General features: G+C 70.8%; 18 protein-coding genes and 1 tRNA gene. 11 read left to right on the top strand and 8 right to left on the bottom strand.

Annotation, left to right across the window (positions count from 1 at the left end):
* The coding region (locus ACWEKM_RS38685) for an ATP-dependent helicase C-terminal domain-containing protein (protein ID WP_451625973.1) at nt 1-1,078 on the top strand (1,078 nt) is incomplete at its 5' end.
* 313 nt (nt 1,079-1,391) lie between these two features.
* Here the strand turns inward: ACWEKM_RS38685 and ACWEKM_RS38680 are convergent.
* Nucleotides 1,392-3,098 carry a lytic transglycosylase domain-containing protein gene (locus tag ACWEKM_RS38680; RefSeq protein ID WP_451625972.1) on the bottom strand — a complete coding sequence of 569 codons (1,707 nt, stop codon included), beginning with the start codon at nt 3,096-3,098 and terminating at the stop codon, nt 1,392-1,394.
* 305 nt (nt 3,099-3,403) lie between these two features.
* Between ACWEKM_RS38680 and ACWEKM_RS38675 the strand changes: the two genes are divergently transcribed.
* On the top strand, nt 3,404-4,258 hold the full coding sequence (locus ACWEKM_RS38675) for a DUF4184 family protein (RefSeq protein WP_451625971.1): 855 nt from the start codon (nt 3,404-3,406) through the stop codon (nt 4,256-4,258).
* Here the strand turns inward: ACWEKM_RS38675 and ACWEKM_RS38670 are convergent.
* Both ACWEKM_RS38670 and polA read right to left on the bottom strand, forming a co-directional pair.
* A complete protein-coding gene (locus ACWEKM_RS38670) occupies nt 4,179-4,586 on the bottom strand; it encodes a hypothetical protein (protein WP_451625970.1) in 408 nt (135 codons plus the stop codon). The genes ACWEKM_RS38675 and ACWEKM_RS38670 overlap by 80 nt on opposite strands.
* A gap of 640 nt (nt 4,587-5,226) precedes the next feature.
* The gene (gene polA, locus ACWEKM_RS38665; protein ID WP_451625969.1) at nt 5,227-7,953 is read right to left on the bottom strand and encodes a DNA polymerase I; all 2,727 of its coding nucleotides are present in this window, start codon (nt 7,951-7,953) and stop codon (nt 5,227-5,229) included.
* A gap of 268 nt (nt 7,954-8,221) precedes the next feature.
* Between polA and ACWEKM_RS38660 the strand changes: the two genes are divergently transcribed.
* The 7 genes from ACWEKM_RS38660 (at nt 8,222) to ACWEKM_RS38630 (ending at nt 17,848) form a co-directional block, all read left to right on the top strand.
* The gene (locus ACWEKM_RS38660) at nt 8,222-10,501 is read left to right on the top strand and encodes an FdhF/YdeP family oxidoreductase (protein ID WP_451625968.1); all 2,280 of its coding nucleotides are present in this window, start codon (nt 8,222-8,224) and stop codon (nt 10,499-10,501) included.
* Between the two features lie 100 nt (nt 10,502-10,601).
* Nucleotides 10,602-11,093, top strand: a complete 492-nt coding sequence (locus ACWEKM_RS38655; protein WP_451625967.1) for a hotdog fold thioesterase — start codon at nt 10,602-10,604, stop codon at nt 11,091-11,093.
* A gap of 999 nt (nt 11,094-12,092) precedes the next feature.
* On the top strand, nt 12,093-13,325 hold the full coding sequence (locus ACWEKM_RS38650) for a branched-chain amino acid ABC transporter substrate-binding protein (protein ID WP_451625966.1): 1,233 nt from the start codon (nt 12,093-12,095) through the stop codon (nt 13,323-13,325).
* A gap of 115 nt (nt 13,326-13,440) precedes the next feature.
* Nucleotides 13,441-14,373: a branched-chain amino acid ABC transporter permease gene (locus ACWEKM_RS38645; RefSeq protein ID WP_451625965.1), complete on the top strand. Its 933-nt coding sequence runs from the start codon at nt 13,441-13,443 to the stop codon at nt 14,371-14,373.
* Between the two features lie 5 nt (nt 14,374-14,378).
* The gene (locus ACWEKM_RS38640) at nt 14,379-16,217 is read left to right on the top strand and encodes a branched-chain amino acid ABC transporter permease (protein WP_451625964.1); all 1,839 of its coding nucleotides are present in this window, start codon (nt 14,379-14,381) and stop codon (nt 16,215-16,217) included.
* 6 nt (nt 16,218-16,223) lie between these two features.
* Complete coding sequence (locus tag ACWEKM_RS38635) at nt 16,224-17,135, top strand: ABC transporter ATP-binding protein (protein WP_451625963.1); 912 nt, start codon at nt 16,224-16,226, stop codon at nt 17,133-17,135.
* Complete coding sequence (locus tag ACWEKM_RS38630) at nt 17,132-17,848, top strand: ABC transporter ATP-binding protein (protein ID WP_451625962.1); 717 nt, start codon at nt 17,132-17,134, stop codon at nt 17,846-17,848. The genes ACWEKM_RS38635 and ACWEKM_RS38630 overlap by 4 nt, the downstream gene beginning before the upstream one ends.
* Before the next feature lie 427 nt (nt 17,849-18,275).
* On the opposite strand, the gene ACWEKM_RS38625 is transcribed toward ACWEKM_RS38630, so the two are convergent.
* A complete protein-coding gene (locus ACWEKM_RS38625; RefSeq protein ID WP_451625961.1) occupies nt 18,276-18,938 on the bottom strand; it encodes an ANTAR domain-containing response regulator in 663 nt (220 codons plus the stop codon).
* A gap of 100 nt (nt 18,939-19,038) precedes the next feature.
* On the opposite strand from ACWEKM_RS38625, the gene ACWEKM_RS38620 reads away from it, so the two are divergent.
* Nucleotides 19,039-19,113, top strand: a tRNA-Leu gene (locus ACWEKM_RS38620).
* 179 nt (nt 19,114-19,292) lie between these two features.
* On the opposite strand, the gene pyk is transcribed toward ACWEKM_RS38620, so the two are convergent.
* The gene (gene pyk / locus ACWEKM_RS38615; protein WP_451625960.1) at nt 19,293-20,729 is read right to left on the bottom strand and encodes a pyruvate kinase; all 1,437 of its coding nucleotides are present in this window, start codon (nt 20,727-20,729) and stop codon (nt 19,293-19,295) included.
* Between the two features lie 293 nt (nt 20,730-21,022).
* Nucleotides 21,023-21,700, bottom strand: a complete 678-nt coding sequence (locus ACWEKM_RS38610; protein ID WP_451625959.1) for an SIMPL domain-containing protein — start codon at nt 21,698-21,700, stop codon at nt 21,023-21,025.
* A 149-nt stretch (nt 21,701-21,849) separates the two neighbouring features.
* Between ACWEKM_RS38610 and ACWEKM_RS38605 the strand changes: the two genes are divergently transcribed.
* Nucleotides 21,850-23,661 carry a bifunctional metallophosphatase/5'-nucleotidase gene (locus ACWEKM_RS38605; RefSeq protein ID WP_451625958.1) on the top strand — a complete coding sequence of 604 codons (1,812 nt, stop codon included), beginning with the start codon at nt 21,850-21,852 and terminating at the stop codon, nt 23,659-23,661.
* 42 nt (nt 23,662-23,703) lie between these two features.
* Here the strand turns inward: ACWEKM_RS38605 and ACWEKM_RS38600 are convergent, their stop codons facing one another.
* Both ACWEKM_RS38600 and ACWEKM_RS38595 read right to left on the bottom strand, forming a co-directional pair.
* Nucleotides 23,704-25,116 (bottom strand): lysine N(6)-hydroxylase/L-ornithine N(5)-oxygenase family protein, encoded by a 1,413-nt coding sequence (locus tag ACWEKM_RS38600; protein WP_451625957.1) that lies wholly within the window; start codon nt 25,114-25,116, stop codon nt 23,704-23,706.
* Nucleotides 25,113-26,365 (bottom strand): pyridoxal phosphate-dependent decarboxylase family protein (locus tag ACWEKM_RS38595; protein WP_451625956.1); only part of this gene is annotated, 1,253 nt, incomplete at its 5' end. The genes ACWEKM_RS38600 and ACWEKM_RS38595, both read right to left, overlap by 4 nt.

Here is a 26,365-nt window from a genome sequence, read left to right as displayed (position 1 = left end):
GTCCGGCCGCCCGGCCTCGACGGGGACGGGGGCCGACAGGGTCGGCGAAGCCGCCGCGTCGGTGGCGTCGCCGGTGGCCGGGACGGGTGGACCGACGGGTTCCGGGGCGGACCGGGCCGCGGGGGTCGTCGCGGCTCTCGCGTTTCCCGAGCGGGTGGGCAGGTGGGCCGGCGGGTCGTGGCTGATGGCGTCGGGGACCCGGGCCGAGGCCGCGGAGGGCTCGGCGCTGCGCGGTTGCGAGTGGCTCGCCGTCGCGGCCGCCGACCGTCCCGTGGGCAGGGGTCACGCGCGTGTGCGGCTCGGGGCCGTCGTGGACGAGGACCTGGCCCGGCTCGCGGGTGGGGCGCTGCTCGACGGGCGGGACGAGGTGCGCTGGGGAGACGGCGATGTCGTGGCGCGCAGGGTCGAGCGGCTGGGGGCGGTCGAGCTGGCGGTGCGGCCCCTGTCGGACGCCGCGCCCGCCCTGGTGCGCGGGGCGCTGCTGGACGGGCTGCGGCAGGAGGGGTTCGGGCTGCTGCGGTGGTCCGCGGAGGCGGGCGCGCTGCGGCGGCGGCTGGCCTTTCTGCGGCTGCACCTCGGTGAGCCCTGGCCCGAGGTGTCGGACGATGCGCTGTACGCGCGCGTGGACGAGTGGCTGGAGCCGGAGCTGGGGCGGGCCCGGCGCCGGGCCGACCTCGCGCGGATCGACGCCGGGCAGGCGCTCGCGCGGCTGCTGCCGTGGGCGGACGGGACGGCCGCGCGCCTCGACGAGCTGGCCCCGGAACGGATCGCCGTGCCGAGCGGGTCCCGGATCCGGATCGACTACGGCAATCCCGAACAGCCCGTCCTCGCGGTGAAGCTGCAGGAGATGTTCGGGCTGCACGAGTCGCCTGCCGTGGCGGGAGTGCCGCTGCTCGTGCACCTGCTCTCCCCCGCCGGGCGACCCGCCGCGGTCACCGCCGATCTGGCCTCCTTCTGGCAGGACGGCTACCGGGGTGTGCGCGCGGAGCTGCGCGGGCGGTACCCGAGGCATCCGTGGCCCGAGGACCCGGCCACGGCCGAGCCGACCCGGCACACCAACGCCCGGCTCAGACGCTGACGGGCCGGGGAACCGACCGGTTCAGGCGCCAACCGGCTCCGGTTCGGCCTCTTGGCAGTGATGGCGAGGACCAGGGCGAGCGCGACGGTGAGACGGTCGCGGCGGCGATCAGGGCGCGCATGCGAAGCCTCCCCGGACGATCGGGACAGTCGAGCGCAGTCGGACACAGTCGGACACAGTCGCGAACTGATGGATCGTCAGGTCCGGCACGGTGGCAACGGGAGGGCCAGGTGAGAACACATCGCACACGGACGAGGGCGCCCGTCCGCGGATGCGGAGGGCGCCCTCGCGGGGAGCCTGGTGCCGTCGGCCGTTACGACGTCGCGGAGGCGCTCGGCGACGGGGAGGGCGGGGCCTCGGCCGCGGTCACCGTCAGCTCGACGGTCAGCGTCGCGCCGCCGGTGGTGACGATACGGAGCAGGAACGTGCCCGTGGCGTCGTCCGCGTACAGCTTGGGCAGCGTGATCTGGCCGTTCGCGTCGGTCACCAGGCCGGTCAGGGTGCGCGCCGCGGTGCCGTCGGCGTTCTTGAAGTACGGGCCCTTGTCGTTGACGGTGGTGTCGTCCGCCGACTTGACCAGGGTCGCGGTGGCCGCGACACCGTCCGCGACCGCGCCCTGGTACGTGGCCTTCACGGTGACCTGGTCGGTGAACTCGCCGCCCGCCGTGCAGGTCAGCGGCGCCTCGCCGGTGCGGGCGAGGGCGTCGGCGGCGCGCTCGGTGACCGTCGCCGCGTAGTCGAGGGTCTTGACCGCCGGGCGGCCCACCACGGCGGCCCGGACCGTGAAGTCGCCGGTCTTCTGACCCGCCTTCAGCGCCGGGGCGACGGCCACGCCGCTGCTGTCGGTGGCGACCGTGGCGACGCTCTCGCCACCGGCGAAGGTGGCGTCGGTGTTCCCGATCAGCGTGAACCGGATGCGGACCTTGCCGACGGACTTGCCGGCCTTGGTCTCGGCGCGCGTGCTGATCTTCTTGGCGAAGGTGTCGCCGGCCATCGCGGAGAGCTTGGCAGTACCCGCGTCGGCCAGGTGGTCCACCGTGTCGGTGGGCGTGGCCGGCGGGGACGGCGTGCTCGGCGGGGACGGGTCGGCAGGGGGCTTCGGGGTGCCGCTCGGCCTGCCCGGCTCGGACGGCGTCGGCCTGCTGGGCTTCTCGGGCGACGGCGAGGGGCTGGAGCGGTGCGGTTCGTCGCTGCGGCTGGTGGGCAGCCGACCGGAGCCGTCCGGGATCGAGTGGCTGCCCTTGCGGTAGTACTCCAGCCACGACAGGACGGTGTTGAGGTAGTCCTGCGAGTTGTTGTAGCTGAGGATCGCCTTGTCGAGGTCGGCCTGCACCGACAGGTCCCAGCCGTAGCGGCACAGGTAGTGGCCGGACGCGAGCGCGGCGTCGTAGATGTTGTTGGGGTCCTTCTTGCCGTCACCGTTGCCGTCGCGGCCCGCCCAGGCCCAGGTGGACGGGATGAACTGCATGGGGCCGACGGCCTGGTCGTACTGGCTGTTGCCGTCGTACTGACCGTTGTCGGTGTCCTTGATGAGCGCGAAGCCGTTGCCGTCGAGCTGCGGGCCGAGGATCGGGCTCAGGGTGTCGCCGTTCGCGTCGACCCGGCCGCCGCGGGCCTGGCCGGACTCGACCTTGCCGATGGCGGCGAGGAGTTGCCAGGGCAGGTTGCAGCCCGGCTTGGCGGAGCGCAGTTCCGCCGCGGCCTTCTTGTAGGCGTCCAGCACGGTGGCCGGTATGCCCGCCTCGGCATCGCCCTGGGTGACCGGGGTGCCCGCGGTCGACGACGGGCTGGGGCTGGGGCTGTTGAGGGGCGGCAGGTCCGTGTAGTACGGCGAGTTGCCGGTGGCGTTCCGCTCGACACCTTCCTCCGGCGCGGAGGCACTGGTGCCCGTGGCGGCCCGCTGGTCGGGGTCGGTTGTCACGCCCGGAGCCTGGGACGCCGAGAGGGCCGCTACCGCCGCCGCGGCCGCGGCGGTCGTCGCCGCCCCCTTGCGCAGCCTGCTGCCGAAATGCGCCGCCATAGAGTGACCCTCCCGTGGACGCCCGAGCGCCCGTCTTCGACTGCCTGCTCGCTCTGTTGTGACGGTTGGCCGGGAGCAGTGGTTGCCCCGTTGAGCCGTTCGATTACGCACGGTGATCCGTTCGGCCGTACGTCACCGGGTGGCGACCCAGGCGACCCTACGACAACTTGCTTTACGCGGGCACCCGTTGCAGCCCTGTCTTCACCGGTTGGCCATATGGCGTTGCGGCGCCGGAGGCCCCTCATACTTGACGGACGCGATCACCGGGTCGGCACGGCTGCCGACGACCGTTTCAGGGGGCCTCGTTGCCGTTCACTCTCAGCCACGCCGCCGCCGTCCTGCCCGCGGTGCGCACGGACGGGACCGGGCGGGGCCGGTTGGTGCCCGCGGTGCTCGTCGCGGGATCCTTCGCCCCCGACATGACCTTCTACGCGGCGAGCGTCCTGCCGGGCGCGATGGAGTTCGGGAGGGTCACCCACTCGCTGGGCGGTGTCCTCGGCGTCGACGTGCTGATCGCCTGGGCGCTGGTGGGGCTGTGGCTGCTGGTGCGCGAGCCGCTGGTGGCGCTGTTGCCGCGGGCCCGCCGGGCACGGCCCGCGACGCTGCTGCGGTGCGGGGCGCCACGCGCGCGTGTGCAGCCCGCCACGGTGGCGTGGTGGTACGTCTCCGCCGTCCTCGGGGCGCTGACCCACGTGGGGTGGGACGCGTTCACGCACCACGGCCGCTGGGGCACGCGGCTGCTCCCGGTACTGGGCCGGGACCTGGCGGGCGCGCCGCTGTACTGGTACCTGCAGTACGGCAGCTCGGCGCTCGCCGCGCTCGTGATCGCCGCGTTCGTGGTGCGTGCGGTGCGGCGGGCGCCAGCGCGCGAACCGGTGGGGGTGCCGGTCCTGTCCGTACCGGACCGGTGGCGGGCCGGTGCCGTGATCGGTTGCTGCGCGGCGGTCGGAGCGGTCGAGCGTGCGGTCCGCTGGTGGGCGCACTGGGGCGCCACGGCGCGGCCCTGGGAGCTGGTGCCGACGGTGTGCTTCGGGGCGGGCGCGGGGCTCGTGCCGGGGCTCGTGGTGTACGCCCTGGGGGTCAGGGCGTGGCGTCCGGCCCCGGCTCCTGTCGGTCCCGGAGGGGACGAGGCGGAGCGGAGCCGGCCGGTCGCTCGGTGACGGTGGCCACGAACACGGTGATGGTGCGGGGTGGGCGCGAGCGTGGGAGCAGGGTGAGGAGCAGCGCGAGGTAGCTGCGGGCCAGCTCGGTCCAATGGCGCCAGCGTGGGGTCGGATCGGGGCGGCACGTGTGCCCGCCGAGTCGCCGCCCGAGGCCGGTCACGGCCTTGCGCACCGTGATCGACGGGGCGGTGGGGATGCGGGCGGTGCTTGCGTCGGCCGCGAGGGCCTGGACCTGCGGGGGCGGCATGGACGGGGCCGCGGCTGTGTCTGCCCTGGCCGTGATCCACGCCTGCGCCGTCCGGCGGTGGAGCATGCGTATACCCATGCCCGCATCCTTACGGGCGGGCGTGGCGGGGGCGTTCTGGCGGGGGCCACGTGAGTGACGGTGCCCTGCGGGGGCCCTGCGGGGCTTGGCCGGGGGTTGTGCGGGTTGGCTGGTGGGGGGTGTGCGGGTTGGCTGGTGGGGGTGGGTTCGGTGGAGTTGGGTTCGGTGGAGTTGGCACCGCCGGAATGCACCGTCGTGGTTGCTCGCCGTTGCGGCGGAAACATGGGGGGGCGGTGGAACGTGGGGGCAGGGAGAGGGGCGGGATGTGGGGTGTGGGGGTGGTGGTTGGGTGTGGGGCAGACGCCGTCAGAGGGGGCGGTGGCGGGTGCAGGTGTGTGTGAGGGGATGGCGGGGGGTGTGCGGGTTGGCTGGTGGGGGTGGGTTCGGTGGAGTTGGCACCGCCGGAATGCACCGTCGTGGTTGCTCGCCGTTGCGGCGGAAATTGGGGGGGCGGCGAAGCAAGGGGGCAGAGAGAGGCGGTGACGGGAGGGTATGCGGGTTGGCTGGTGGTGGGTGGGTTCGGTGGGGGCGGCACGGCTGGGATACACCGCCGTGGTGCTCACCCGTGCGGCGGGAACATGGGAGGCGGTGGAACCTCGGTTGGGAGAGGGCGTCCCTGTGGGGCGCCCTCTCTGGTTGGTCAGTGGGCTGCTGATTCCCAGTCGGGGCCCGCGCCGATCGAGACGTCCAGGGGGGCCCTCAGTCGAACGGCGGCGGCCATCTCGCGGCGGACGATCTCCTCCGTGGCCTCGCGTTCGCCGGGGGCGATCTCCAGGACGATTTCGTCGTGGACCTGGAGGAGCATGCGGGACATGAGGTCCGCCGCGCGCAGCGCCCGGTCGACATTGAGCATGGCGATCTTGACGATGTCGGCCGCCGTGCCCTGGATCGGCGCGTTCAGTGCCATGCGCTCGGCCATCTCGCGCCGCTGGCGGTTGTCGCTGTTGAGGTCCGGCAGATAGCGGCGGCGCCCGAGCAGCGTCTCCGTGTAGCCGGTCGCCCGCGCCTCGTCCACCACGCGGCGCAGATAGTCCCGCACGCCGCCGAACCGCTCGAAGTATGTGTCCATCAGGGCACGGGCCTCGGCCGCCTCGATGTTCAGCTGCTGGGAGAGGCCGAAGGCGGACAGCCCGTACGCCAAGCCGTACGACATCGCCTTGATCTTGCGGCGCATCTCCGCGTCCACCGCGGAGCGCTCGACCGAGAACACCTGTGAGGCGACCGTGGTGTGCAGATCCTCGCCCGAGGTGAACGCCTCGATCAGGCCCTCGTCCTCGGACAGGTGGGCCATCACCCGCAGCTCGATCTGGCTGTAGTCGGCGGTCATCAGGGACTCGAAGCCGTCGCCGACGACGAAGCCACGGCGGATCGCGCGGCCCTCGTCCGTGCGGACCGGAATGTTCTGCAGGTTCGGGTCGGTGGAGGAGAGCCGGCCGGTGGCCGCGACGGTCTGGTTGAACGTGGTGTGGATGCGGCCGTCGGCCGCGACCGTCTTGATCAGGCCCTCGACCGTGACGCGCAGCTTCGCCTGCTCGCGGTGGCGGAGCATGATGACCGGCAGCTCGTTCTCCGTCTGGGTGGCGAGCCAGGCCAGGGCGTCGGCGTCGGTGGTGTAGCCGGTCTTGGTCTTCTTCGTTTTGGGCAGCGCCAGCTCGCCGAAGAGGACCTCCTGGAGTTGCTTGGGCGAGCCCAGGTTGAACTCGTGCCCGGCCGCCGCGTGGGCCTCCTTCACCGCCTGCTGCACGGCGCCCGCGAACATCTGCTCCATGGCTTCCAGATGATCCCGGTCCGCCGCGATGCCGTGCCGCTCCATGCGGGCGAGCAGCGCCGAGGTCGGCAGCTCGACGTCCCGCAGGAGGTCCGCCGCGCCGACCTCCCCCAGCCGGCCCTCGAACGCCTCGCCCAGGTCGAGGATCGCGCGGGCCTGGATCATGAGCGCCTCCGCCTCGGCGCCGTCGTCCGCGCCGAAGGCGAGCTGGCCGTCGGCCGCGGCGGCGGGCGCCAGTTCGCGGCCCAGGTACTCCAGGGACAGCGCGTCCAGGTCGAAGGAGCGGCGGCCCGGCTTGACCAGGTAGGCCGCGAGCGCCGTGTCCATGCCGATGCCGTCGATGCTCCAGCCGTGCTCGGCGAAGACCCGCATGGTGCTCTTGGCGCTGTGCAGGACCTTGGGCCGGCCGGTGTCCGCCAGCCAGGCCGAGAACGCGTTCTCGTCGGTCTCGTCCAGTTCGGACGGGTCGAACCAGGCGGCGGCCCCGTCGGCCGCGGCGAGCGCCACCTCGGCGACCGAGCCGGTACCGAGGGCCCAGGTGTCGACGGTGGCGACGCCCAGGGGCCGAGTGCCGTGCTCGGCGAGCCAGGGGCCCAGCTCGCCGGTACCGAGCACGGTGCCGTCCAGTTCCACACCGTCGACCACGGCCACGGTGGTCTCGGCCGGCACGGCGCCCGGGTCGACGGCGAACAGCCGCTCGCGCAGGGACGGGTTGCGGATCTCCAGGGTGTCCAGGACCATCGCGACGCCCTTGTGGTCGTACGGAACGCGCTCCAGCTCGGCGACCGTCCTCGGCAACTCCACCTGGCGGGTGAGTTCGGTGAGCCGGCGGTTGAGCTTGACCGACTCCAGGTGGTCGCGGAGGTTCTGCCCGGCCTTGCCCTTGACCTCGTCGGCGCGCTCGACCAGCTCCGCGAAGGAACCGAACTGGTTGATCCACTTGGCGGCCGTCTTCTCACCGACACCGGGGATGCCCGGGAGGTTGTCGGACGGGTCGCCGCGCAGCGCGGCGAAGTCGGGGTACTGGGCGGGCGTCAACCCGTACTTCTCGACAACCTTCTCCGGGGTGAAGCGGGTCAGCTCCGACACACCCTTGGTCGGGTACAGCACGGTCGTGTGCTCGGTGACCAGTTGGAAGGAGTCGCGGTCGCCGGTGACGATCAGCACCTCGAAACCCTCGGCCTCGGCGCGGGTCGCGAGCGTGGCGATGATGTCGTCCGCCTCGTACCCCTCGACGGCGAAGCGCGGGGCGTGCATCGCGTCGAGCAGTTCGCCGATCAGCTCGACCTGGCCCTTGAACTCGTCCGGGGTCTTGGAGCGGTTCGCCTTGTACTCCGCGAACTCCTGCGAACGCCAGGTCTTGCGGGAGACGTCGAAGGCCACCGCAAAGTGCGTGGGCGCCTCGTCACGCAGTGTGTTGGCCAGCATCGACGCGAAGCCGTAGATCGCGTTTGTCGGCTGGCCCGTCGCGGTCGTGAAATTCTCCGCGGGCAGCGCGAAGAACGCGCGGTAGGCCAGCGAGTGCCCGTCCATGAGCATGAGCCGGGGACGGCCGCCGCCAGGGGTCGTGTCGGTCTTCTTCGATGCTGTCTCTGCCACGCACCCGATCCTGCCACGCCGCACCGACAGTCGGCCCCGGCCCCGCGCTCCGGGCCGCGGTCGGGCGAGGGCGGGTAGCGGTGGCGGGTAGCGGTGGCGAGTAGCGGTGGTGGCGAGGAACCGCGGCACGTCGCCGGGGCGGGCGGTGGCCACGGTCCCCGTCCTTGCCCGGCCTCGATCGTTGTCACCGCCGCGTGGGAGTGTTGTCACTGCCGCGTGGGAGTATCGAATGCGAGCGCACAGATGCAGTCGTCGAGGGGAGCGCGTGATGGCGACGAAGCCACCGAAGGGTGATCCGGTCCAGGACGCGCCGCAGGTCGGCGAGGTCCAGCACGCGGCGGCGGGGCTGCCGGCCATCGGTCACACGCTGCGCGTCGCCCAGCGGCAGATGGGGGTGAAGCGCACCGCGCTGACCCTGCTGCGCGTCAATCAGAAGGACGGCTTCGACTGCCCGGGCTGCGCCTGGCCGGAGCCGGACCACCGGCACACGGCGGAGTTCTGCGAGAACGGCGCGAAGGCGGTGGCCGAGGAGGCCACCCTGCGCCGGGTCACCCCGGAGTTCTTCGCCGCGCACCCGGTCGCCGACCTGGCCGCCCGCAGCGGCTACTGGCTGGGACAGCAGGGGCGGCTCACCCACCCCATGTATCTCCCGGAGGGCGGCGAGCACTACGAGCCGGTCACCTGGGAGCGCGCCTTCGGCATCGTCGCCGACGAGATCGCGGCGCTCTCCTCCCCCGACGAGGCCGTCTTCTACACATCGGGCCGCACCAGCAACGAGGCCGCGTTCCTCTTCCAGCTCTTCGCGCGCGAGCTGGGCACGAACAACCTGCCCGACTGCTCGAACATGTGCCACGAGTCGTCCGGCTCGGCCCTCTCCGAGACCATCGGCATCGGCAAGGGCAGCGTCCTGTTGGAGGACCTCCACAAGGCCGACCTGATCATCGTCGCCGGCCAGAACCCGGGGACGAACCACCCGCGGATGCTCTCCGCCCTGGAGAAGGCCAAGGCCGACGGCGCGAGGATCATCAGTGTCAACCCGCTGCCCGAGGCGGGCCTGGAGCGGTTCAAGAACCCGCAGACCGCGCAGGGCATGCTCAAGGGCGCCGCGCTGACCGATCTGTTCCTGCAGATCCGCATCGGCGGCGACCAGGCCCTCTTCCGCCTCCTCAACAAGCTGATCCTTGAGACCGACGGCGCCGTCGACGAGGACTTCGTCCGTGAGCACACCCATGGCTACGAGGAGTTCGCCGCGGCCGCCCGCGCCGCCGACTGGGACGAGACGCTGACGGCGACGGGCCTCACGCGCGCGGAGATCGACCGGGCGCTGGCGATGGTGCTCGCCTCCGAGCGCACGATCGTCTGCTGGGCCATGGGCCTCACCCAGCACAAGCACTCCGTGCCGACCATCCGCGAGGTGGTCAACTTCCTGCTGCTGCGCGGCAACATCGGGCGTCCGGGCGCCGGCGTGTGCCCGGTGCGCGGCCACTCGAACGTGCAAGGCGACCGGACGATGGGCATCTTCGAGCGGCCCGCCCCGGCCTTCCTGGACGCCCTGGAGAAGGAGTTCGGTTTCGCCCCGCCGCGCGAGCACGGCTACGACGTCGTACGCGCCATCCGCGCCCTGCGCGACGGTGCCGCGAAGGTCTTCTTCGCGATGGGCGGCAACTTCGTCTCCGCCTCCCCCGACACCCGGGTGACCGAGGCGGCCATGCGGCGCGCGCGGCTGACCGTGCACGTGTCGACGAAGCTCAACCGCTCGCATGTGGTCACGGGCGCGCGTGCGCTGATCCTGCCCACCCTGGGCCGTACCGAGCGTGATCTGCAGGGGTCCGGCGAGCAGTTCGTGACCGTCGAGGACTCCATGGGCATGGTGCACGGCTCCCGGGGCCGGCTGGAACCGGCGAGCCCGCGGCTGTTGTCCGAGCCGGCGATCGTGTGCCGGCTCGCGCGCCGGGTGCTCGGCGCGGACAGCGTGGTCCCCTGGGAGGAGTTCGAGCGGGACTACGCGACGATCCGGGACCGTATCGCGCGCGTGATCCCCGGCTTCGAGGACTTCAACGCGCGCGTGGCCCGGCCCGGCGGTTTCGCGCTGCCGCACGCCCCGCGCGACGAACGCCGCTTCCCGACGGCCACGGGGAAGGCGAACTTCACGGCGGCGCCGATCGAGTACCCGAAGCTGCCGGAGGGCCGTCTGCTGCTGCAGACGATCCGCTCTCACGACCAGTACAACACCACCGTCTACGGCCTCGACGACCGCTACCGGGGCATCAGGAACGGGCGCCGGGTGGTGCTGGTGAATCCGGAGGACGCGCGGGAACTGCGGCTCGCCGACGGCTCGTACGTCGATCTGATCGGCGAGTGGCGGGACGGCGTGGAGCGCCGGGCACCGGGGTTCCGGGTCGTGCACTACCCGACCGCGCGGGGCTGTGCGGCGGCGTACTACCCCGAGACGAATGTGCTCGTGCCGCTGGACGCCACCGCGGATACCAGCAACACCCCGGCCAGCAAGTCCGTCGTGGTGCGTCTGGAACAATCGGCGACCGACTGAGTTCCCCCGGACTCCGTCCGGGGGCACCCCCAGCTCAGTCGAGTTCCAGCAAGTTCCAGCGAGTTCCAGCGAGTTGATCACGACGAACGGAGCCTGGTCGATGGGCGAACAGCGGCACGTGAAGTTCCCGCGGGAGATCGTCGACGAGTACGGCGCGCTCGGGGTGGACCTGTCGGCTCTGTTCTCCGCGGGCCACCTCGGGACGCGGATGGGCGTGCAGATCGTCGAGGCGTCGGCGGAGCGGGTCGTGGGGACGATGCCGGTGGAGGGGAACACCCAGCCGTACGGGCTGCTGCACGGCGGTGCGTCCGCCGTGCTGGCGGAGACCCTGGGCTCGGTGGGCTCGATGCTGCACGGGGGCAGTTCGAAGATCGCCGTGGGCGTCGACCTCAACTGCACGCACCACCGGGGTGTGCGGTCGGGCCTGGTCACCGGGGTGGCGACGCCGGTGCACCGGGGGCGGAGCACGGCGACGTACGAGATCGTGATCAGTGACGAGGCGGGGCGGCGGGTGTGCAGCGCCCGGCTGACCTGTCTGCTGCGTGACGCCACCACGGACGACGAGGCCCGGGCCCGTCCCGCCCAGGGCTGACAGCGGCCCGCGCCGAGCCGCTGATCCCCGTCGCTCGCGCCCTGCCAACGGGGCGCCAGGGCCGGTGAGTTGATCGGCTGTGAGGCGCGCTCGGTCCGCGTGGAGCGATACCGACACCCCGGGCCAAGGGCCGTGGCAGCGAGCGGTGTCGGTCCGGTCGAGCCCGGTGAGGGCACGCGGATACGCTCCGCGGGGAGGGCCGTGAAGCGCCGTCGTTCGGCTGCGGCGGCGTCGTGGCCGGTCACGCAGTTCCCCGCGCCCCTTTGGGGCGCTGCACGCGGCCGCACGCCCCGCCACCGCCCGAACCGCCGTATCCCGCCCGGGTGATCGGCCATTCCTACCTGGCCGGAGCGCCCGCCCCGCCGGGCGTACCGCCCCGCGGTTTTGGCTTCTCGGTGCTGCTCGGCGGCGCCCCAGGACCGCCGGTCACGGTGCCCCGGTGACCCGGCCGTGCGCCGGAAATTCGCTGGTCGTGACGGTGCGGGCGCCTTTCCGGGCAAAAGCGGGCTCTCCCCGCAAGATCACGACAACCCTGCACGTGACGGAATACGGAAAAGTACCGAAGGCCGCCGATCTCCCTTTCCTGGAAGTAACTCTGCGTAATACGCATGCAATGCAAGCCCACAGTTTCATCCTGGGTCACGCTACGCACAGCAGCCCTCAGAAGCCCTTCGAGTTGCCTGCGACAACAGACGCCAGTAATCACCAAAACACCTGAGACACCTGAACAGATCACGGCAGGGCCTGCGGGTTCTCACCATGCGGACGGGGCGAATCGACCGGAATTCGCGCGTTCCCCCCAGGGTGTACCGCTCTGCATTACTCTGCATTACTCGTGTCATAACAAGAGCGTCACAGCCTTGACCAGACTCTCTCCCCATTCCGCACGCCGGGCCTAGAGTCACGGCCAGTCACCGCGCCGTCGATTGTGTTTTCGGCCCAGCGCGCGACTCGACCGTTTCCACCGGGGTGCGGTCGTGCCAGGGGAAAGGATGGATCGTGCGTCAACGTTCGTTCATCGCCATCACCGCCGCGCTGGCGGCGGGAGCACTTACCCTCACCGCCTGCGGTTCGCGCGACAGCGGCGACAAGGACTCGGACTCCGGCAGCGGTGGCACCACCGTTGTCATCGGCGTCGACGCGCCACTGACCGGCGAGTTGTCCGCGCTGGGCCTCGGCATCAAGAACTCGGTGGACCTCGCGGCCAAGACCGCGAACAAGCAGAACTACGTGAAGGGCATCACCTTCAAGTCGGAGGCCCTCGACGACCAGGGGCAGTCCTCCTCCGGCCAGCAGAACGCCACCAAGCTCGTCGCCGACAAGAGCGTGCTCGGTGTCGTCGGCCCGCTGAACTCGTCGGTGGGCGAGTCGATGCAGAAGGTCTTCGACGACGCCAAGCTGGTCGAGGTCTCGCCGGCCAACACCAACCCGGCCCTGTCGCAGGGCACCAACTGGCGAACGTCGAAGGCGCGTCCGTACAAGTCGTACTTCCGCACCGCGACCACGGACGCCATCCAGGGCCCGTTCGCCGCGCGCTACCTGTTCAACGATGCCAAGAAGAAGAAGGTCTTCGTCATCGACGACAAGAAGACCTACGGCGCGGGCCTCGCCGGCACCTTCACCGAGGAGTTCAAGAAGCTCGGCGGCACCGTGGTCGGCAGCGAGCACATCAACCCGGACAACAAGGACTTCTCCGCGGTCGCCACCAAGGTCAAGAACTCGGGTGCCGACGTCGTCTACTACGGCGGCGAGTACCCACAGGCCGGCCCGCTGAGCAAGCAGATCAAGGCCGCCGGCGGCAAGGTCCCGTTGATCGGCGGTGACGGCGTCTACAGCGCCGACTTCATCAAGCTGGCCGGTGCCAGCGCCACCGGCGACCTCGCCACCTCGGTCGGCGCCCCGGTCGAAGAGCTGGCGTCCGCCAAGGAGTTCGTCGCCAACTACAAGGCCGCGGGCTACAAGGAGGCATACGAGGCGTACGGCGGTTACTCCTACGACTCCGGCTGGGCGATCATCGAGGCCGTGAAGAAGGTCGTCGAGGACAACGGCGGCAAGCTGCCGTCCGACGCCCGCGCGAAGATCACCGAGGCCATGCAGAACGTCACCTTCGAGGGGGTGACCGGCACGGTCTCCTTCGACGAGTACGGTGACGCGACCAACAAGCAGCTCACCGTGTACGCCGTCAAGAACGGCGCCTGGGTACCGGTCAAGTCCGGTACCTACACCGGCTGATCCGCGCGCATCACACGAGCCGCGCGGGGCGCACTTCCACAGGCGCCCCGCGCGGACTCGCATGCGGCTCCATCCGTCATCCGTCGAAACATTCGAACGTCTCGGAGGACATGCGGTGAACGAACTGCCGCAGCAGCTGGTCAACGGCCTGCTACTGGGATCCATGTACGGGCTGGTCGCCATCGGGTACACCATGGTCTACGGCATCGTCCAGCTCATCAACTTCGCCCACGGCGAGATCTTCATGACCGGCGCCTTCGGGGCCCTCTCGGTCCATCTGTGGGTGCTGCCCGACGGCACCACCATGTGGGTGGCCCTGCCGCTCATGCTCATCGGCGCCATCCTGGTCTCCGTCACCGTCGCGGTGGGAGCGGAGCGGCTCGCCTACCGCCCGCTGCGCGGCGCTCCCCGCCTCGCTCCGCTCATCACCGCCATCGGCCTGTCCCTGGCCCTCCAGCAGGCTGTCTGGGCCTGGTACCCCGAGGCCAAGTCCGCGCGCACCTTCCCGCAGATCGACGGCGGCCCGTTCCACCTCGGCAACGTCACGATCCAGACGGGCGACATCTTCCTGATCGTCGCGGCGCCCGTCAGCATGGCCGTCCTCGCCTACTTCGTCATGAAGACCCGCACCGGACGCGGCATGCAGGCCACCGCCCAGGATCCGGACACCGCGAAGCTCATGGGCGTCAACACCGACCGCATCATCGTGATCGCCTTCGCCCTCGGTGCCGCCTTCGCGGCCGTCGGCGGTGTCGCCCACGGCCTGAAGTACGGCCAGATCGACTTCAAGATGGGCTTCATCCTCGGCCTGAAAGCGTTCACGGCGGCCGTCCTCGGCGGCATCGGCAACATCTACGGCGCCATGATCGGCGGCGTCGTCCTCGGCGTCGCAGAAACCTTGGCCACCGCGTACATCGCCGACATCCCGGGCATGGACAAGTTCGGCAGCCAGTCCTGGGCCGACGTCTGGGCCTTTGTACTCCTCATCCTCGTACTGCTGTTCAGGCCGCAGGGCCTGCTCGGCGAGCGCGTCGCGGACAGGGCGTGACACCGATGACCACACGGACCACCGCAGCCAAAACCCCCAACGCCCCCGTCTCCGGCCGCACAAGCGGTGCCCTCGGCATCCCGGCGCCCGTCGCACGCGCCCTCGCCACCGGCGGCGGCGCCCTCAGCGTCGTCTCGACGTTCCTCGCCTGGACCTGGACATCCGAGTTCCCCGGCGACCTCACCGTCTACGGCTACCCCGGCGGCCTCCAGGTCCTGGTGCTGATAGCCGGGGCGCTGACCGCGCTGTTCGGCCTCTGCTCGTACCGGGTGAAGGACGGGGTGAAGGGCCTGAACCGGCTGACGCCCGCGGGCTGCGACGGCGCTCTCCGGTTCGCCTCGCTCGCCGTCTTCGCCACCGCCTGGTACACGGTCATCGCGATCAGCGTCAAACTCGGCGGCGTCGTCAACCTGGAGCCCGGCGGCTATCTCGCCGCCGCGGCCTCCCTGATCGCCCTACTCGGTGCGCACGCACTGCCGTTCGAGCGGCCGGAGCCCGACCCGCTCGACCCGGACGAATCCGGCTGGGCGCGCGCCCGGCACCGCCTCGCCCACGGGTGGCAGACGCTCAGGGCCTCCTACGCCGGTGGCACTCCCCGCCCCGTGGGCACGCTGCCGTCGTACGCCGAGATCCTGGTCATCGTCGTGATCCTCGCCCTCGGTCTGGTCGTCTTCACCTACGGCATCGGCACCTCGTACGACGAGCTGTTCATCGGCTTCCTGATCACGGCGGGGTTCGGCTTCGCCGCGCTCAACACGGCGGGGCTGGTCGCCCAGGCGTCCCAGGTCACCTCCCGGCACCAGAACGTCACCCTCGCCGGCGCCTTCGTCGCGGCGGCCCTGTTCCCCTTCACACAGACCGACGACCAGTACGCCACGGTGGGCGTGTACATCCTCATCTTCGCGACCGTCGCCCTCGGTCTGAACATCGTCGTCGGCCTCGCGGGCCTGCTCGACCTCGGCTATGTGGCCTTCCTCGGCGTCGGCGCCTACGCGGCGGCCCTGGTCTCCGGCTCGCCCGGCTCGCCGTTCGACGTGCACTTCCCGTTCTGGGCCGCCGTCCTGGTGGGCGCCGCCGCCTCCCTCGTCTTCGGTGTGCTCATCGGCGCCCCGACCCTGCGGCTGCGCGGCGACTACCTCGCCATCGTCACCCTCGGCTTCGGTGAGATCTTCCGGATCGCCGCCCAGAACCTCGACGGCACCTCCGGCCCCGACCTCACCAACGGATCCAACGGCATCGCCTCGATCCCGAACCTCAAGATCCTCGGATTCGACCTCGGTGCCCAGCACGACATCGGCGGCTTCACCATCGGCCGGTTCGCCAACTACTTCTTCCTGATGCTGATCATCACCGCGGTCGTCGTGCTGGTCTTCCGGCGCAGCGGCGACTCCCGCATCGGCCGTGCCTGGGTGGCCATCCGCGAGGACGAGACCGCGGCCCTCGCCATGGGCATCAACGGCTTCCGTGTCAAGCTCATCGCGTTCGCCGTCGGCGCCTCGCTGGCCGGCCTGGCCGGTACGGTCCAGGCCCACGTCACCTACACGGTCACCCCGGACCAGTACCTCTTCGCCGGTGCCATCCCGCCCAACTCGGCCTTCCTGCTGGCCGCGGTGGTCCTCGGCGGCATGGGCACCATCAGCGGGCCGCTCATCGGCGCGGCCCTGCTGTATCTGATCCCCAACAAGCTCCAGTTCCTCGGCGAGTACCAGCTCTTCGCCTTCGGTGTCGCGCTCGTCCTGCTGATGCGCTTCCGTCCGGAGGGCCTGATTCCCAACCGGCGCCGCCGGCTCGAATTCCACGAAGAGGCCGAAGCGCCCGCCGTCCTCACCAAGGCAGGGGCCTGAACCACGATGACTACCGACACCACCCCCCGGGACGCCGCGCCCGGGGCCTCCGCACCCGGCGAGGTCGTGCTCGACGCCCGCGGCGTCACCATGCGCTTCGGTGGCCTGACGGCCGTGCGCAAGGTCGACCTCTCCGTGGGCAGCGCCGAGATCGTGGGCCTGATCGGCCCGAACGGCGCCGGCAAGACGACCTTCTTCAACTGTCTGACGGGCCTGTACGTCCCGACCGAGGGCGAGGTCCGCTACCGGGGCGCCGTGCTGCCGCCGAAGTCGTTCAAGGTCACGGCGGCCGGTATCGCCCGCACCTTCCAGAACATCCGGCTGTTCGCCAACATGACGGTGCTGGAGAACGTCCTCGTCGGCCGCCACACCCGTACCAAGGAGGGCCTCTGGTCGGCCCTGCTGCGCGGCCCCGGCTTCCACCGGGCCGAGGCGGCCTCCCGCGAACGCGCCATGGAGCTGCTGCGGTTCGTCGGCCTGGACCAGAAGGCCGAGCATCTGGCCCGCAACCTGCCCTACGGCGAGCAGCGCAAGCTGGAGATCGCCCGGGCGCTGGCGAGCGAGCCGGGGCTGCTGCTCCTCGACGAGCCGACCGCGGGCATGAACCCGCAGGAGACCCGGGCCACCGAGGAACTGGTCTTCGCCATCCGCGACCAGGGCATCGCCGTCCTCGTCATCGAGCACGACATGCGCTTCATCTTCAACCTCTGCGACCGCGTCGCCGTCCTCGTGCAGGGCGAGAAGCTCATCGAGGGCGACAGTGCGACGGTGCAGGGTGACGAGCGGGTCGTCGCCGCCTACCTGGGCGAGCCGTTCGAGAACGCGCCCGGTGCCGAGGAGGTCGCCGAGGTCGAGGCCGCCGAGGCGCACGCCGACACTCCGCGGGACGCCGCGCCCGGCAAGGAGAACGACCGATGACCGCTCTGCTCGAAGTGGAAGACCTCCGGGTCGCCTACGGCAAGATCGAGGCCGTCAAGGGCATCTCCTTCACGGTCGAGGCCGGCGAGGTGGTCACCCTCATCGGCACCAACGGGGCCGGCAAGACCACCACGCTGCGTACGCTTTCGGGGCTGCTCAGGCCGGTCGGCGGGCAGATCCGGTTCAACGGCAGATCGCTGAAGAAGGTGCCCGCGCACCAGGTGGTCGCGCTGGGGCTCGCCCACTCCCCCGAGGGGCGGCACATCTTCCCGCGGATGACCATCGAGGACAATCTCCGTCTGGGCGCCTTCCTGCGCAGCGACAGGCCGGGCATCGAGAAGGACATCCAGCGCGCCTACGACCTGTTCCCCGTCCTCGGGGAGCGCAGCAAGCAGGCCGCGGGCACCTTGTCCGGCGGTGAGCAGCAGATGCTGGCGATGGGCCGGGCGCTGATGTCCCAGCCGAAGCTGCTGATGCTCGACGAGCCCTCGATGGGTCTGTCGCCGATCATGATGCAGAAGATCATGGCCACCATCGCTGATTTGAAGGCCCAGGGCACGACGATTCTGCTGGTCGAACAGAACGCCCAGGCGGCGCTCTCCCTCGCCGATCACGGCCATGTCATGGAGGTCGGCACCATCGTCCTGTCGGGCACCGGGCAGGAACTGCTGCACGACGAGTCGGTACGCAAGGCGTACCTGGGCGAGGACTAAGCGCTCCGCGGGTTCGCTCCGCGGGTTTGGCCGATGTGCGGCGTCGGCCGGTTGCAGATCCGGCGTCGGCCGGGTGCGGGAGCGTCGGGGCCGGTCGCGCAGTTCCCCGCGCCCCTTCAGGGGCGCTGCCGCACCGCGCGTCCGTGCCCAAGGCACACCCGTGCGAGCACTGAACGCTCCGCGGGTTCGCTCCGCGGGTTTGGCCGATGTGCGGCGTCGGCCGGTTGCAGATCCGGCGTCGGCCGGGTGCGGGAGCGTCGTGGCCGGTCGCGCAGTTCCCCGCGCCCCTTCAGGGGCGCTGCCGCACCGCGCGTCCGTGCCCAAGGCACACCCGGCCTCAGATCCGCTCAGGCGCGGTACGAAGGGGGGATGGCGAGGTTCGCGCCCCGGAACACGAGGGCGCGGGTCTCGTCGTGGTGGGTGGCGGTCAGTCCCGGTCCGGCTTGCCGGACTTCTTCTCGGCGCTGTCCGCGATGACGGCCTCGGCTACCTGCTGCATGGACATCCGGCGGTCCATGGAGGTCTTCTGGATCCATCGGAAGGCGGCCGGTTCGGTCAGCCCGTACTCGGTCTGGAGGATGGACTTCGCGCGGTCGACCAGCTTGCGGGTCTCCAGCCGCTGTGTGAGGTCGGCGACCTCCTTCTCCAGTTGCCGCAGCTCGTTGAAGCGGGAGACGGCCATCTCGATGGCCGGTACCACGTCGCTCTTGCTGAACGGCTTCACCAGGTATGCCATGGCACCGGCGTCGCGGGCGCGCTCGACGAGATCGCGCTGGGAGAAGGCTGTGAGCATGAGGACCGGGGCGATGGACTCCTCGGCGATCCTCTCGGCCGCGGAGATGCCGTCCAGCTTGGGCATCTTCACGTCGAGGATCACAAGGTCGGGCCGGTGTTCGCGGGCGAGTTCCACGGCCTGCTCCCCGTCACCGGCCTCACCGACGACGGTGTACCCCTCCTCCTCCAGCATCTCCTTCAGGTCGAGCCGGATCAGCGCCTCGTCCTCGGCGATGACGACGCGGGTCGTCAGCGGCGGCACGTGCGACCTGTCGTCGTCGGGCACGTCTACGGGCTGGGGCGACTCGGCGGTCACGGGGGCTCCTCGCTCAGGGCAGGGGTACTGCTGACAAGAGCCTACCTAGCTACGGTATGGTGGACGCGCGGAGGGTCGGGGAAAACCTTTGATTCTTCGAGCCCCGGTAGCCCAATTGGCAGCAGGCAACGGATTCAAAACCCGTACAGTGTCGGTTCGAGTCCGACCCGGGGCACTTTTCCTTGGAATCCAAGATCAGTGAATTCTTCCGGGCCCCTCCTTTCGGAGGGGCCCTTTCGTGTAACCGGGCCCTTACGGCGGCCCACCCGCCGTCGCCATCGCCACCGCCATCGAGGGCTGCCCTTTATCAGAGGCCGCCGTTATCGCGGGGCTGCCGTTATCCGGGGACTGCCGTTATCGGGGGCTGTCGTCCTCGCCGATGTGGTGGACGCGCACCATGTTCGTCGTGCCCGAGACACCGGGCGGGGAGCCCGCCGTGATGACGACGATGTCGCCCTTCTGGCAGCGGCCGTACTTCAGGAGCAGCTCGTCGACCTGCTCGACCATGGCGTCGGTGGAACCGGCGTGCGGGCCCAGGAAGGTTTCCGCACCCCAGGTGAGGCTGAGCTGGGAGCGGGTCGCCGGCTCCGGGGTGAAGGCCAGCAGCGGGATCGGGGAGCGGTAGCGGGACAGCCGGCGGGCGGTGTCTCCGGACTGGGTGAAGGCGACCAGGAACTTCGCGCCGAGGAAGTCGCCCATCTCCGCCGCCGCGCGGGCCACCGCACCGCCCTGGGTGCGGGGCTTGTTCCGCTCGGTCAGCGGCGGGAGGCCCTTGGCCAGGATGTCCTCCTCGGCCGCCTCGACGATACGGGCCATGGTGCGGACCGTCTCGACCGGGTACTTGCCGACGCTGGTCTCGCCGGACAGCATCACCGCGTCCGTGCCGTCGATGACGGCGTTCGCGACATCGCTCGCCTCGGCCCGGGTGGGGCGCGAGTTCTCGATCATCGAGTCCAGCATCTGGGTGGCCACGATGACCGGTTTGGCGTTGCGCTTGGCGAGCTTGACGGCGCGCTTCTGGACGATCGGAACCTGCTCCAGGGGCATTTCGACGCCCAGGTCGCCGCGCGCCACCATGATGCCGTCGAAGGCGGCCACGATCTCGTCGATGGCGTCCACGGCCTGCGGCTTCTCGACCTTCGCGATCACCGGGAGGCGGCGGCCCTCCTCGTCCATGATGCGGTGGACGCCCTCGATGTCCTTGCCGCTGCGGACGAAGGAGAGCGCGATGACGTCGAAGCCGGTACGCAGGGCCCAGCGGAGGTCGGCCTCGTCCTTCTCGGAGAGCGCGGGCACGGAGACGGCGACGCCCGGCAGGTTGAGGCCCTTGTGGTCGGAGACCATGCCGCCCTCGACCACCGTGGTGTGCACCCGGGGGCCGTCCACGGAGGTGACCTCCAGGCAGACCTTGCCGTCGTCGACGAGGATGCGCTCACCGGGCGTGACGTCGGCGGCCAGGCCGGAGTAGGTGGTTCCGCACTGGTTGCGGTCGCCTTCGGTGTCCGGCTCCACCGTGATGGTGAAGGTGTCGCCGCGTTCAAGGAGTACCGGACCTTCGAGGAAGCGGCCGAGGCGGATCTTCGGACCTTGAAGGTCGGCGAGGAGGCCGACGCTGCGGCCGGTCTCGTCGGCCGCCTTTCGCACGTGCCGGTAACGCTCCTCGTGCTCGGCGGGACCGCCGTGGCTGAGGTTGAATCGGGCGACGTCCATCCCGGCCTCGACCAGGGCCTTGACCTGGTCGTACGAGTCGGTGGCGGGCCCCAATGTACAGACGATCTTTGCTCGGCGCATGCATCGAGCCTAGGGCTTACCGGCGGGTAGAGAATTGGCCGGACATGACTACTCAACAACCTTTACGTAAAGGGTTATTGACAACTGTTGAATTGTGCGGCCGGGCGCTCTGATGAGCATACAGAGCGACCGGAATGGCCCGGCGGGCCGGTCACGGACGGCCGTAGAGAATCAGCCGACGGTTACCGGCCGTCGCATTCCCGGGAAGATTCGCTCCACTCTTCCGGAATGCGCACACGATCGACATGGCCCGGTCGAAATCCGGCGGGTGCTGCCGTGGTTCCGCAATGGGCTCACAGCCGCGGGGGTGCCATCGTAAATCGGGCGTTGACCTGTGCGTACACATGCTGCCGCTGGGGTTCGAGGTCGAGCGGGGGTGCCGTGTTCTCCGCCCCCGCGGCGAAGGCCAGGGAGCGGGCGCGCGCACCGGGGTGGCCGTGGGGCTCGGCGTTCTCCGCGCCGATGTCGGCGAGTTCGACCAGCGCGGCCAGTGAGGTGCCGAGCGCCTCCGCGTACTCGCGGGCCCGCCGGACCGCCTCGCGCACCGCCTCCTGGCGGGCCTGCCGGTGCACCGGTGAGCCGGGGCGCAGCGCCCACCGGGGGCCGTCGACCCGGGTCAGCTCCAAGTCGGCGAGGCGTGCGGTGAGTTCGCCGAGCGCCGGGAAGTCGGACAGCTCGGCGGTGAGGTGCACGCTGCCGTGGTAGGTGCGCACACGCTCGCCCCGGCCGTGCGCGGACAGCTCCGGGGTGATGGACAGGAAGCCCGTCTCCAGTCGCTCCACCGCCTCGCCGTAGGACTTGACGAGGTCGAGGACGGCGGCGTTGCGGCGGGTGAGGTCGTCCAGGGCCGAACGCCGGTCCCGTCCGCGGGCGGTGACGGTGATGCCGATGCGGGCGATCTCCGGGTCGACTTCCAGATGCGCCTCGCCGCGGACGGCGACGCGGGGCGGCTCGGGCGAGGGAGTGGTCATACGCCCCACTCTGTCACGCCTTTCCCCAGGCGGGATCGGGGAGTTCACCGATGAGGTCACCAGATCGAAACCTGCCGGATCTGTTGCCGTCGACCGGGCCGGGCCACAATCTACGCGCGTCGTTGGACCATTCCCGAGGAGACCGCAAGATGCCGCTGAACCGCCGGAAGTTCCTTCAGAAGTCCGCAGCAACCGGAGCGGGAGTGGCGGTCGCGGGTGCCGCGGCGGCCCCGGCGCAGGCATCGACGTCGCCCGGGCACAGCTGGCCCGGCAAGCGGCAAAAGCGCCACTCCCTGACCGTCATGGGCACCACCGATCTGCACGGGCACGTCTTCAACTGGGACTACTTCAAGGACGCGGAGTACTCCGACGCCGCCGGCAACGCGATGGGCCTGGCCCGCGTCTCCACCCTGATCAACCAGGTGCGGGGGGAGAAGGGCCGCGAGAACACGCTGCTCCTGGACGCCGGCGACACCATCCAGGGCACCCCGCTGACGTACTACTACGCGAAGGTCGACCCGATCACCGCCGAGGGCGGCCCGGTGCATCCGATGGCCTTGGCGATGAACGCGATCGGCTATGACGCGGCGGCCCTCGGCAACCACGAGTTCAACTACGGCATCGAGACGCTGCGCACGTTCGAGGAGCAGCTGCACTTCCCGCTGCTCGGCGCCAACGCCGTCGACGCGAAGACCCTCAAGCCCGCCTTCCCGCCCTACTTCATCAAGAAGTTCCGCGTGCACGGCGCCCCGCCGGTCACCGTCGCCGTGCTCGGCCTGACCAACCCGGGCATCGCCATCTGGGACAAGGCGCTGGTGCAGGGCAAACTGAAGTTCCCGGGCCTGGAGGAGCAGGCCGCGAAGTGGGTGCCGAAGCTGCGCTCCATGGGCGCGGACGTCGTGGTCGTCTCGGCGCACTCCGGCACCTCCGGTACGTCGTCGTACGGCGACCAGGTGCCGTACGTGGAGAACGCGGCGGCCAACGTCGCCCGGCAGGTGCCGGGCATCGACGCGATCCTGGTCGGGCACTCCCACGTGGAGATCCCGGAGCTGAAGGTCACCAACGAGAAGACCGGCAGGACGGTCGTACTGTCCGAGCCGCTGTACTTCGCCGAGCGGCTCACCCTGTTCGACATCGAGCTGGTGTTCGCGCGGGGTCGCTGGACGGTGGAGTCGGTCTCCGCCTCGCTGCGCAACTCCAACACCGTCGCCGACGACCCGAAGATCACCAAGCTGCTGTCCGAGGAGCACGCGAAGGTCGTCGAATACGTCAACCAGGTGGTCGGTACCGCCACCGAGACGCTGACCACGGTCGACGCCCGCTACACGGACGCGCCGATCATCGACCTCATCAACAAGGTGCAGGAGGACGTGGTCAGGGCCGCACTGGCGGGCACCGAGTACGCCTCGCTGCCGGTGATCTCGCAGGCGTCGCCGTTCTCCCGCACTGCGCAGATCCCGGCCGGCAAGGTGACGATCCGGGATCTGTCGGGCCTGTATGTGTACGACAACACGCTGGTCGCGAAGCTGCTGACCGGCGCCCAGGTGCGGGCGTACCTGGAGTACTCGGCGGAGTACTACGTCCAGACGGCCCCCGACGCGGTGGTCGATGTGCAGAAGCTCACCAACGCGGGCGGCCGTCCCGACTACAACTACGACTATGTGTCGGGGCTCCGGTACGACATCGACATCGCCCAGCCGGCCGGTTCGCGGATCAAGAACCTCACCTTCAACGGGGCCGCGCTGGACGACACACAGAAGTTCGTGCTCGCGGTGAACAACTACCGGGCCAACGGCGGCGGCGCGTTCCCGCACGTGGCCTCGGCCCAGGAGCTGTGGTCGGAGTCGACGGAGATCCGGACCCGGATCGCGGAGTGGGTGACCGCGAAGGGTGTCCTGGATCCCAAGGACTTCGCGTCGGTGGACTGGAAGCTGACCCGCGCCGGCACGCCGGTGTTCTAGGGTCTCCCACTCGGCCCCGGGCCTCGGCCCGGGGCCGTTTCGTCAGTTCCGGTCGCCGACGAGCGGGGTGAGTACCCTCGTCTGCCGGGCGGGGGGAACCGGCCGGAGCGGTTCGAGTCCGAAGCTGGTGAAGGCCGTCCGGTCGGGCAGCGGGTATGTCTCCTTGTCCGTCAGGGCGTTGAGGATGGTGGCGCTGCGCCAGGCGGCCAGGCCCAGGTCGGGGGCGCCGACGCCGTGGGTGTGCCGTTCCGCGTTCTGCACATACGCCGTCCCCGTGACGGACGGGTCGAGCACGAGCCGGAACGCCTCGTCCACCCGGGGCCGGCCGACGCTGTCGCGGCGCACATAGGGGTCGAGTCCGGCGAGGATGCGGTCCAGTGGGCGTTCCCGGTAGCCGGTGGCGAGGACGACCGCGTCGGTGGTGAGCCGGGAGCGGGTGTCCTGCTGGATGTGTTCCAGATGGAGTTCGACCTTGGTGGTGGCGACGCGGCCCGCCGTGCGCACCCGGACCCCGGGAGTGAGCACGGCGTCGGGCCAGCCGCCGTGCACGGTGCGGCGGTACAGCTCGTCGTGGATGGCGGCGATGGTCTCGGCGTCGATTCCCTTGTGGAGCTGCCACTGGGCGGCGACGAGCCGGTCGCGGACCGGTTCGGGCAGGCTGTGGAAGTAACGGCTGTAGTCGGGTGTGAAGTGTTCCAGGCCCAGCTTGGAGTACTCCATGGGCGCGAAGGCGGCCGTGCGGCCCAGCCAGTGGAGCCGCTCGCGGCCGGGCGGACGGTGGCGCAGCAGGTCCAGGAAGACCTCGGCGCCGGACTGGCCCGAACCGACGACGGTGACATGCCCGGCGGCGAGGAACGCTTCGCGGTGCTCCAGGTAGTCGGCGGCGTGTACGACGGGAACGCCGGGTGTCTCCACCAGCGGCTTCAGCGGATCGGGGACATAGGGGGCGGTGCCGACGCCGAGGACGATGTTCCTGGTGTGGGTGCGGCCGAGGGACTCGGCCTCGCCCTCGGTGTCGAGCCGGGTGTAGTCGACCTCGAAGACATCGCGTTCGGGGTTCCAGCGGACGGCGTCGACCTGGTGGGAGAAGCACAGTCCGGGAAGGTTCTCGGCGACCCAGCGGCAGTAGGCGTCGTACTCGGCGCGTCGGCTGTGGAAACGCTCGGCGAAGTAGAAGGGGAAGAGCCGGTGCCGGCTCCTCAGATAGTTGAGGAAGCTCCAGTGGCTGGTCGGGTCGGCGAGGGTCACCAGGTCGGCGAGGAAGGGCACCTGGACGGTGGCGCCCTCGATGAGCAGTCCGGGGTGCCAGTCGAAGCCGGGGCGCTGTTCGTAGAAGACGGTGTCGAGTTCGGCGAGCGGGTGGGCGAGGGCGGCGAGGGAGAGGTTGAACGGGCCGATGCCGATGCCGACGAGATCGCGGGGGGCATCGGTCTCGTGGTGTGGAGGGCTGGTCATCTGGGGGTGGTTCCTTCCACGAGTTTCAGGAGGTGGGCCAGTTCGTCCGGGCGGGTGTGGGGGTTGAGGAGGGTGGCCTTCAGCCAGAGGCGGCCGTCGAGTCGGGCGCGGCCGAGCACGGCCCGGCCCTCCTCCAGCAGGCCGCGCCGTACGCCGGCGACAGCGTCGTCGTCGGCCCCGGCGGGCCGGAACAGGACCGTGCTGATGACGGGCCGGGCGTACAGCTCGAAGCCGGGGTCGTCCCGGACGAGGGCGGCCAACTCCCGGGCCCGCGCGCACACCTGGTCGACCAGGGCGCCGAGCCCGCGGCGGCCGAGGGTCTTGAGGGTGACGGCGATCTTGAGGACGTCGGGGCGGCGGGTGGTGCGCAGGGAGCGGCCGAGCAGGTCGGGGAGCCCGGCCTCGGTGTCGTCGTCGGCGTTGAGGTAGTCGGCGCGGTGCCGGAGCACGGCGAGGTCGCGGGGGCGGGCCACGGCGATCAGGCCCGCGGCGATGGGCTGCCAGCCGAGTTTGTGCAGGTCGAGGGTGACGGTGTGGGCCGCTTCGAGACCGGCGAGCTTCTCGCGGTGCCGGTCGCTGAAGACGAGCGGCCCGCCGTGGGCGGCGTCGATGTGCAGCCGGGCGCCGTGGGCGGAGCACAGTCCGGCGATCTCGGGGAGCGGGTCGATGAGGCCGGCGTCGGTGGTGCCGGCGGTGGCGGCGACCAGCAGGGGGCGCGGGAGCCGGGTGAGGGCGTCGTCGAGCACGGCCGGATCGAGGATGCCGCCCGGCGCGGGTACGACCACGGGTTCGGGCAGGCCCAGCAGCCAGGCGGCGCGGGTCAGCGAGTGGTGGGCGTTGGCCCCGCACACGAGCCGGACGCCGCCGCCCTGTGCCTCGCGGGCGAGCAGCAGCGCGAGCTGATTGGACTCGGTGCCGCCGGTGGTGACGAGGGCGTCCGCCAGGCCGATCTCATGGGCGAGTTCACGGGTGACGACCGCTTCCAGCGCGGAGGCGGCGGGGGCCTGGTCCCAGGAGTCCAAAGAGGGGTTGAGGGCACTCACCGCGAGGTCGGCGGCGGTCGCGACGGCGAGCGGCGGGCAGTGCAGATGGGCCGCGCACAGCGGGTCGGCGGGGTCGGCCGAGCCCTCGGCGAGGGCCCGCACGAGGGTGCGCAGGGCGTCGGGGTCGCCCTCGTCGGGCAGTACGTCCCCCACGGCCTCGGCGATCCGCGCGGCGACGGCCCCGGGGCCGCCCGCGGGCAGCGGCC

This window comes from Streptomyces sp. NPDC004752, assembly GCF_053601275.1.
This window is presented reverse-complemented; position numbering and strand designations above follow the sequence as displayed.

Excerpts from the sequence above, each read along its gene's own strand:
- ACWEKM_RS38630 (WP_451625962.1), top strand. The coding sequence starts at position 17,132 with ATGACCGCTCTGCTCGAAGTGGAAGACCTCCGGGTCGCCTACGGCAAG.
- ACWEKM_RS38680 (WP_451625972.1), bottom strand. The coding sequence starts at position 3,098 with ATGGCGGCGCATTTCGGCAGCAGGCTGCGCAAGGGGGCGGCGACGACC.
- ACWEKM_RS38655 (WP_451625967.1), top strand. The coding sequence starts at position 10,602 with ATGGGCGAACAGCGGCACGTGAAGTTCCCGCGGGAGATCGTCGACGAG.
- ACWEKM_RS38610 (WP_451625959.1), bottom strand. The coding sequence starts at position 21,700 with ATGACCACTCCCTCGCCCGAGCCGCCCCGCGTCGCCGTCCGCGGCGAG.
- pyk (WP_451625960.1), bottom strand. The coding sequence starts at position 20,729 with ATGCGCCGAGCAAAGATCGTCTGTACATTGGGGCCCGCCACCGACTCG.
- ACWEKM_RS38635 (WP_451625963.1), top strand. The coding sequence starts at position 16,224 with ATGACTACCGACACCACCCCCCGGGACGCCGCGCCCGGGGCCTCCGCA.
- ACWEKM_RS38660 (WP_451625968.1), top strand. The coding sequence starts at position 8,222 with ATGGCGACGAAGCCACCGAAGGGTGATCCGGTCCAGGACGCGCCGCAG.
- ACWEKM_RS38605 (WP_451625958.1), top strand. The coding sequence starts at position 21,850 with ATGCCGCTGAACCGCCGGAAGTTCCTTCAGAAGTCCGCAGCAACCGGA.
- ACWEKM_RS38670 (WP_451625970.1), bottom strand. The coding sequence starts at position 4,586 with ATGGGTATACGCATGCTCCACCGCCGGACGGCGCAGGCGTGGATCACG.
- ACWEKM_RS38640 (WP_451625964.1), top strand. The coding sequence starts at position 14,379 with ATGACCACACGGACCACCGCAGCCAAAACCCCCAACGCCCCCGTCTCC.
- ACWEKM_RS38600 (WP_451625957.1), bottom strand. The coding sequence starts at position 25,116 with ATGACCAGCCCTCCACACCACGAGACCGATGCCCCCCGCGATCTCGTC.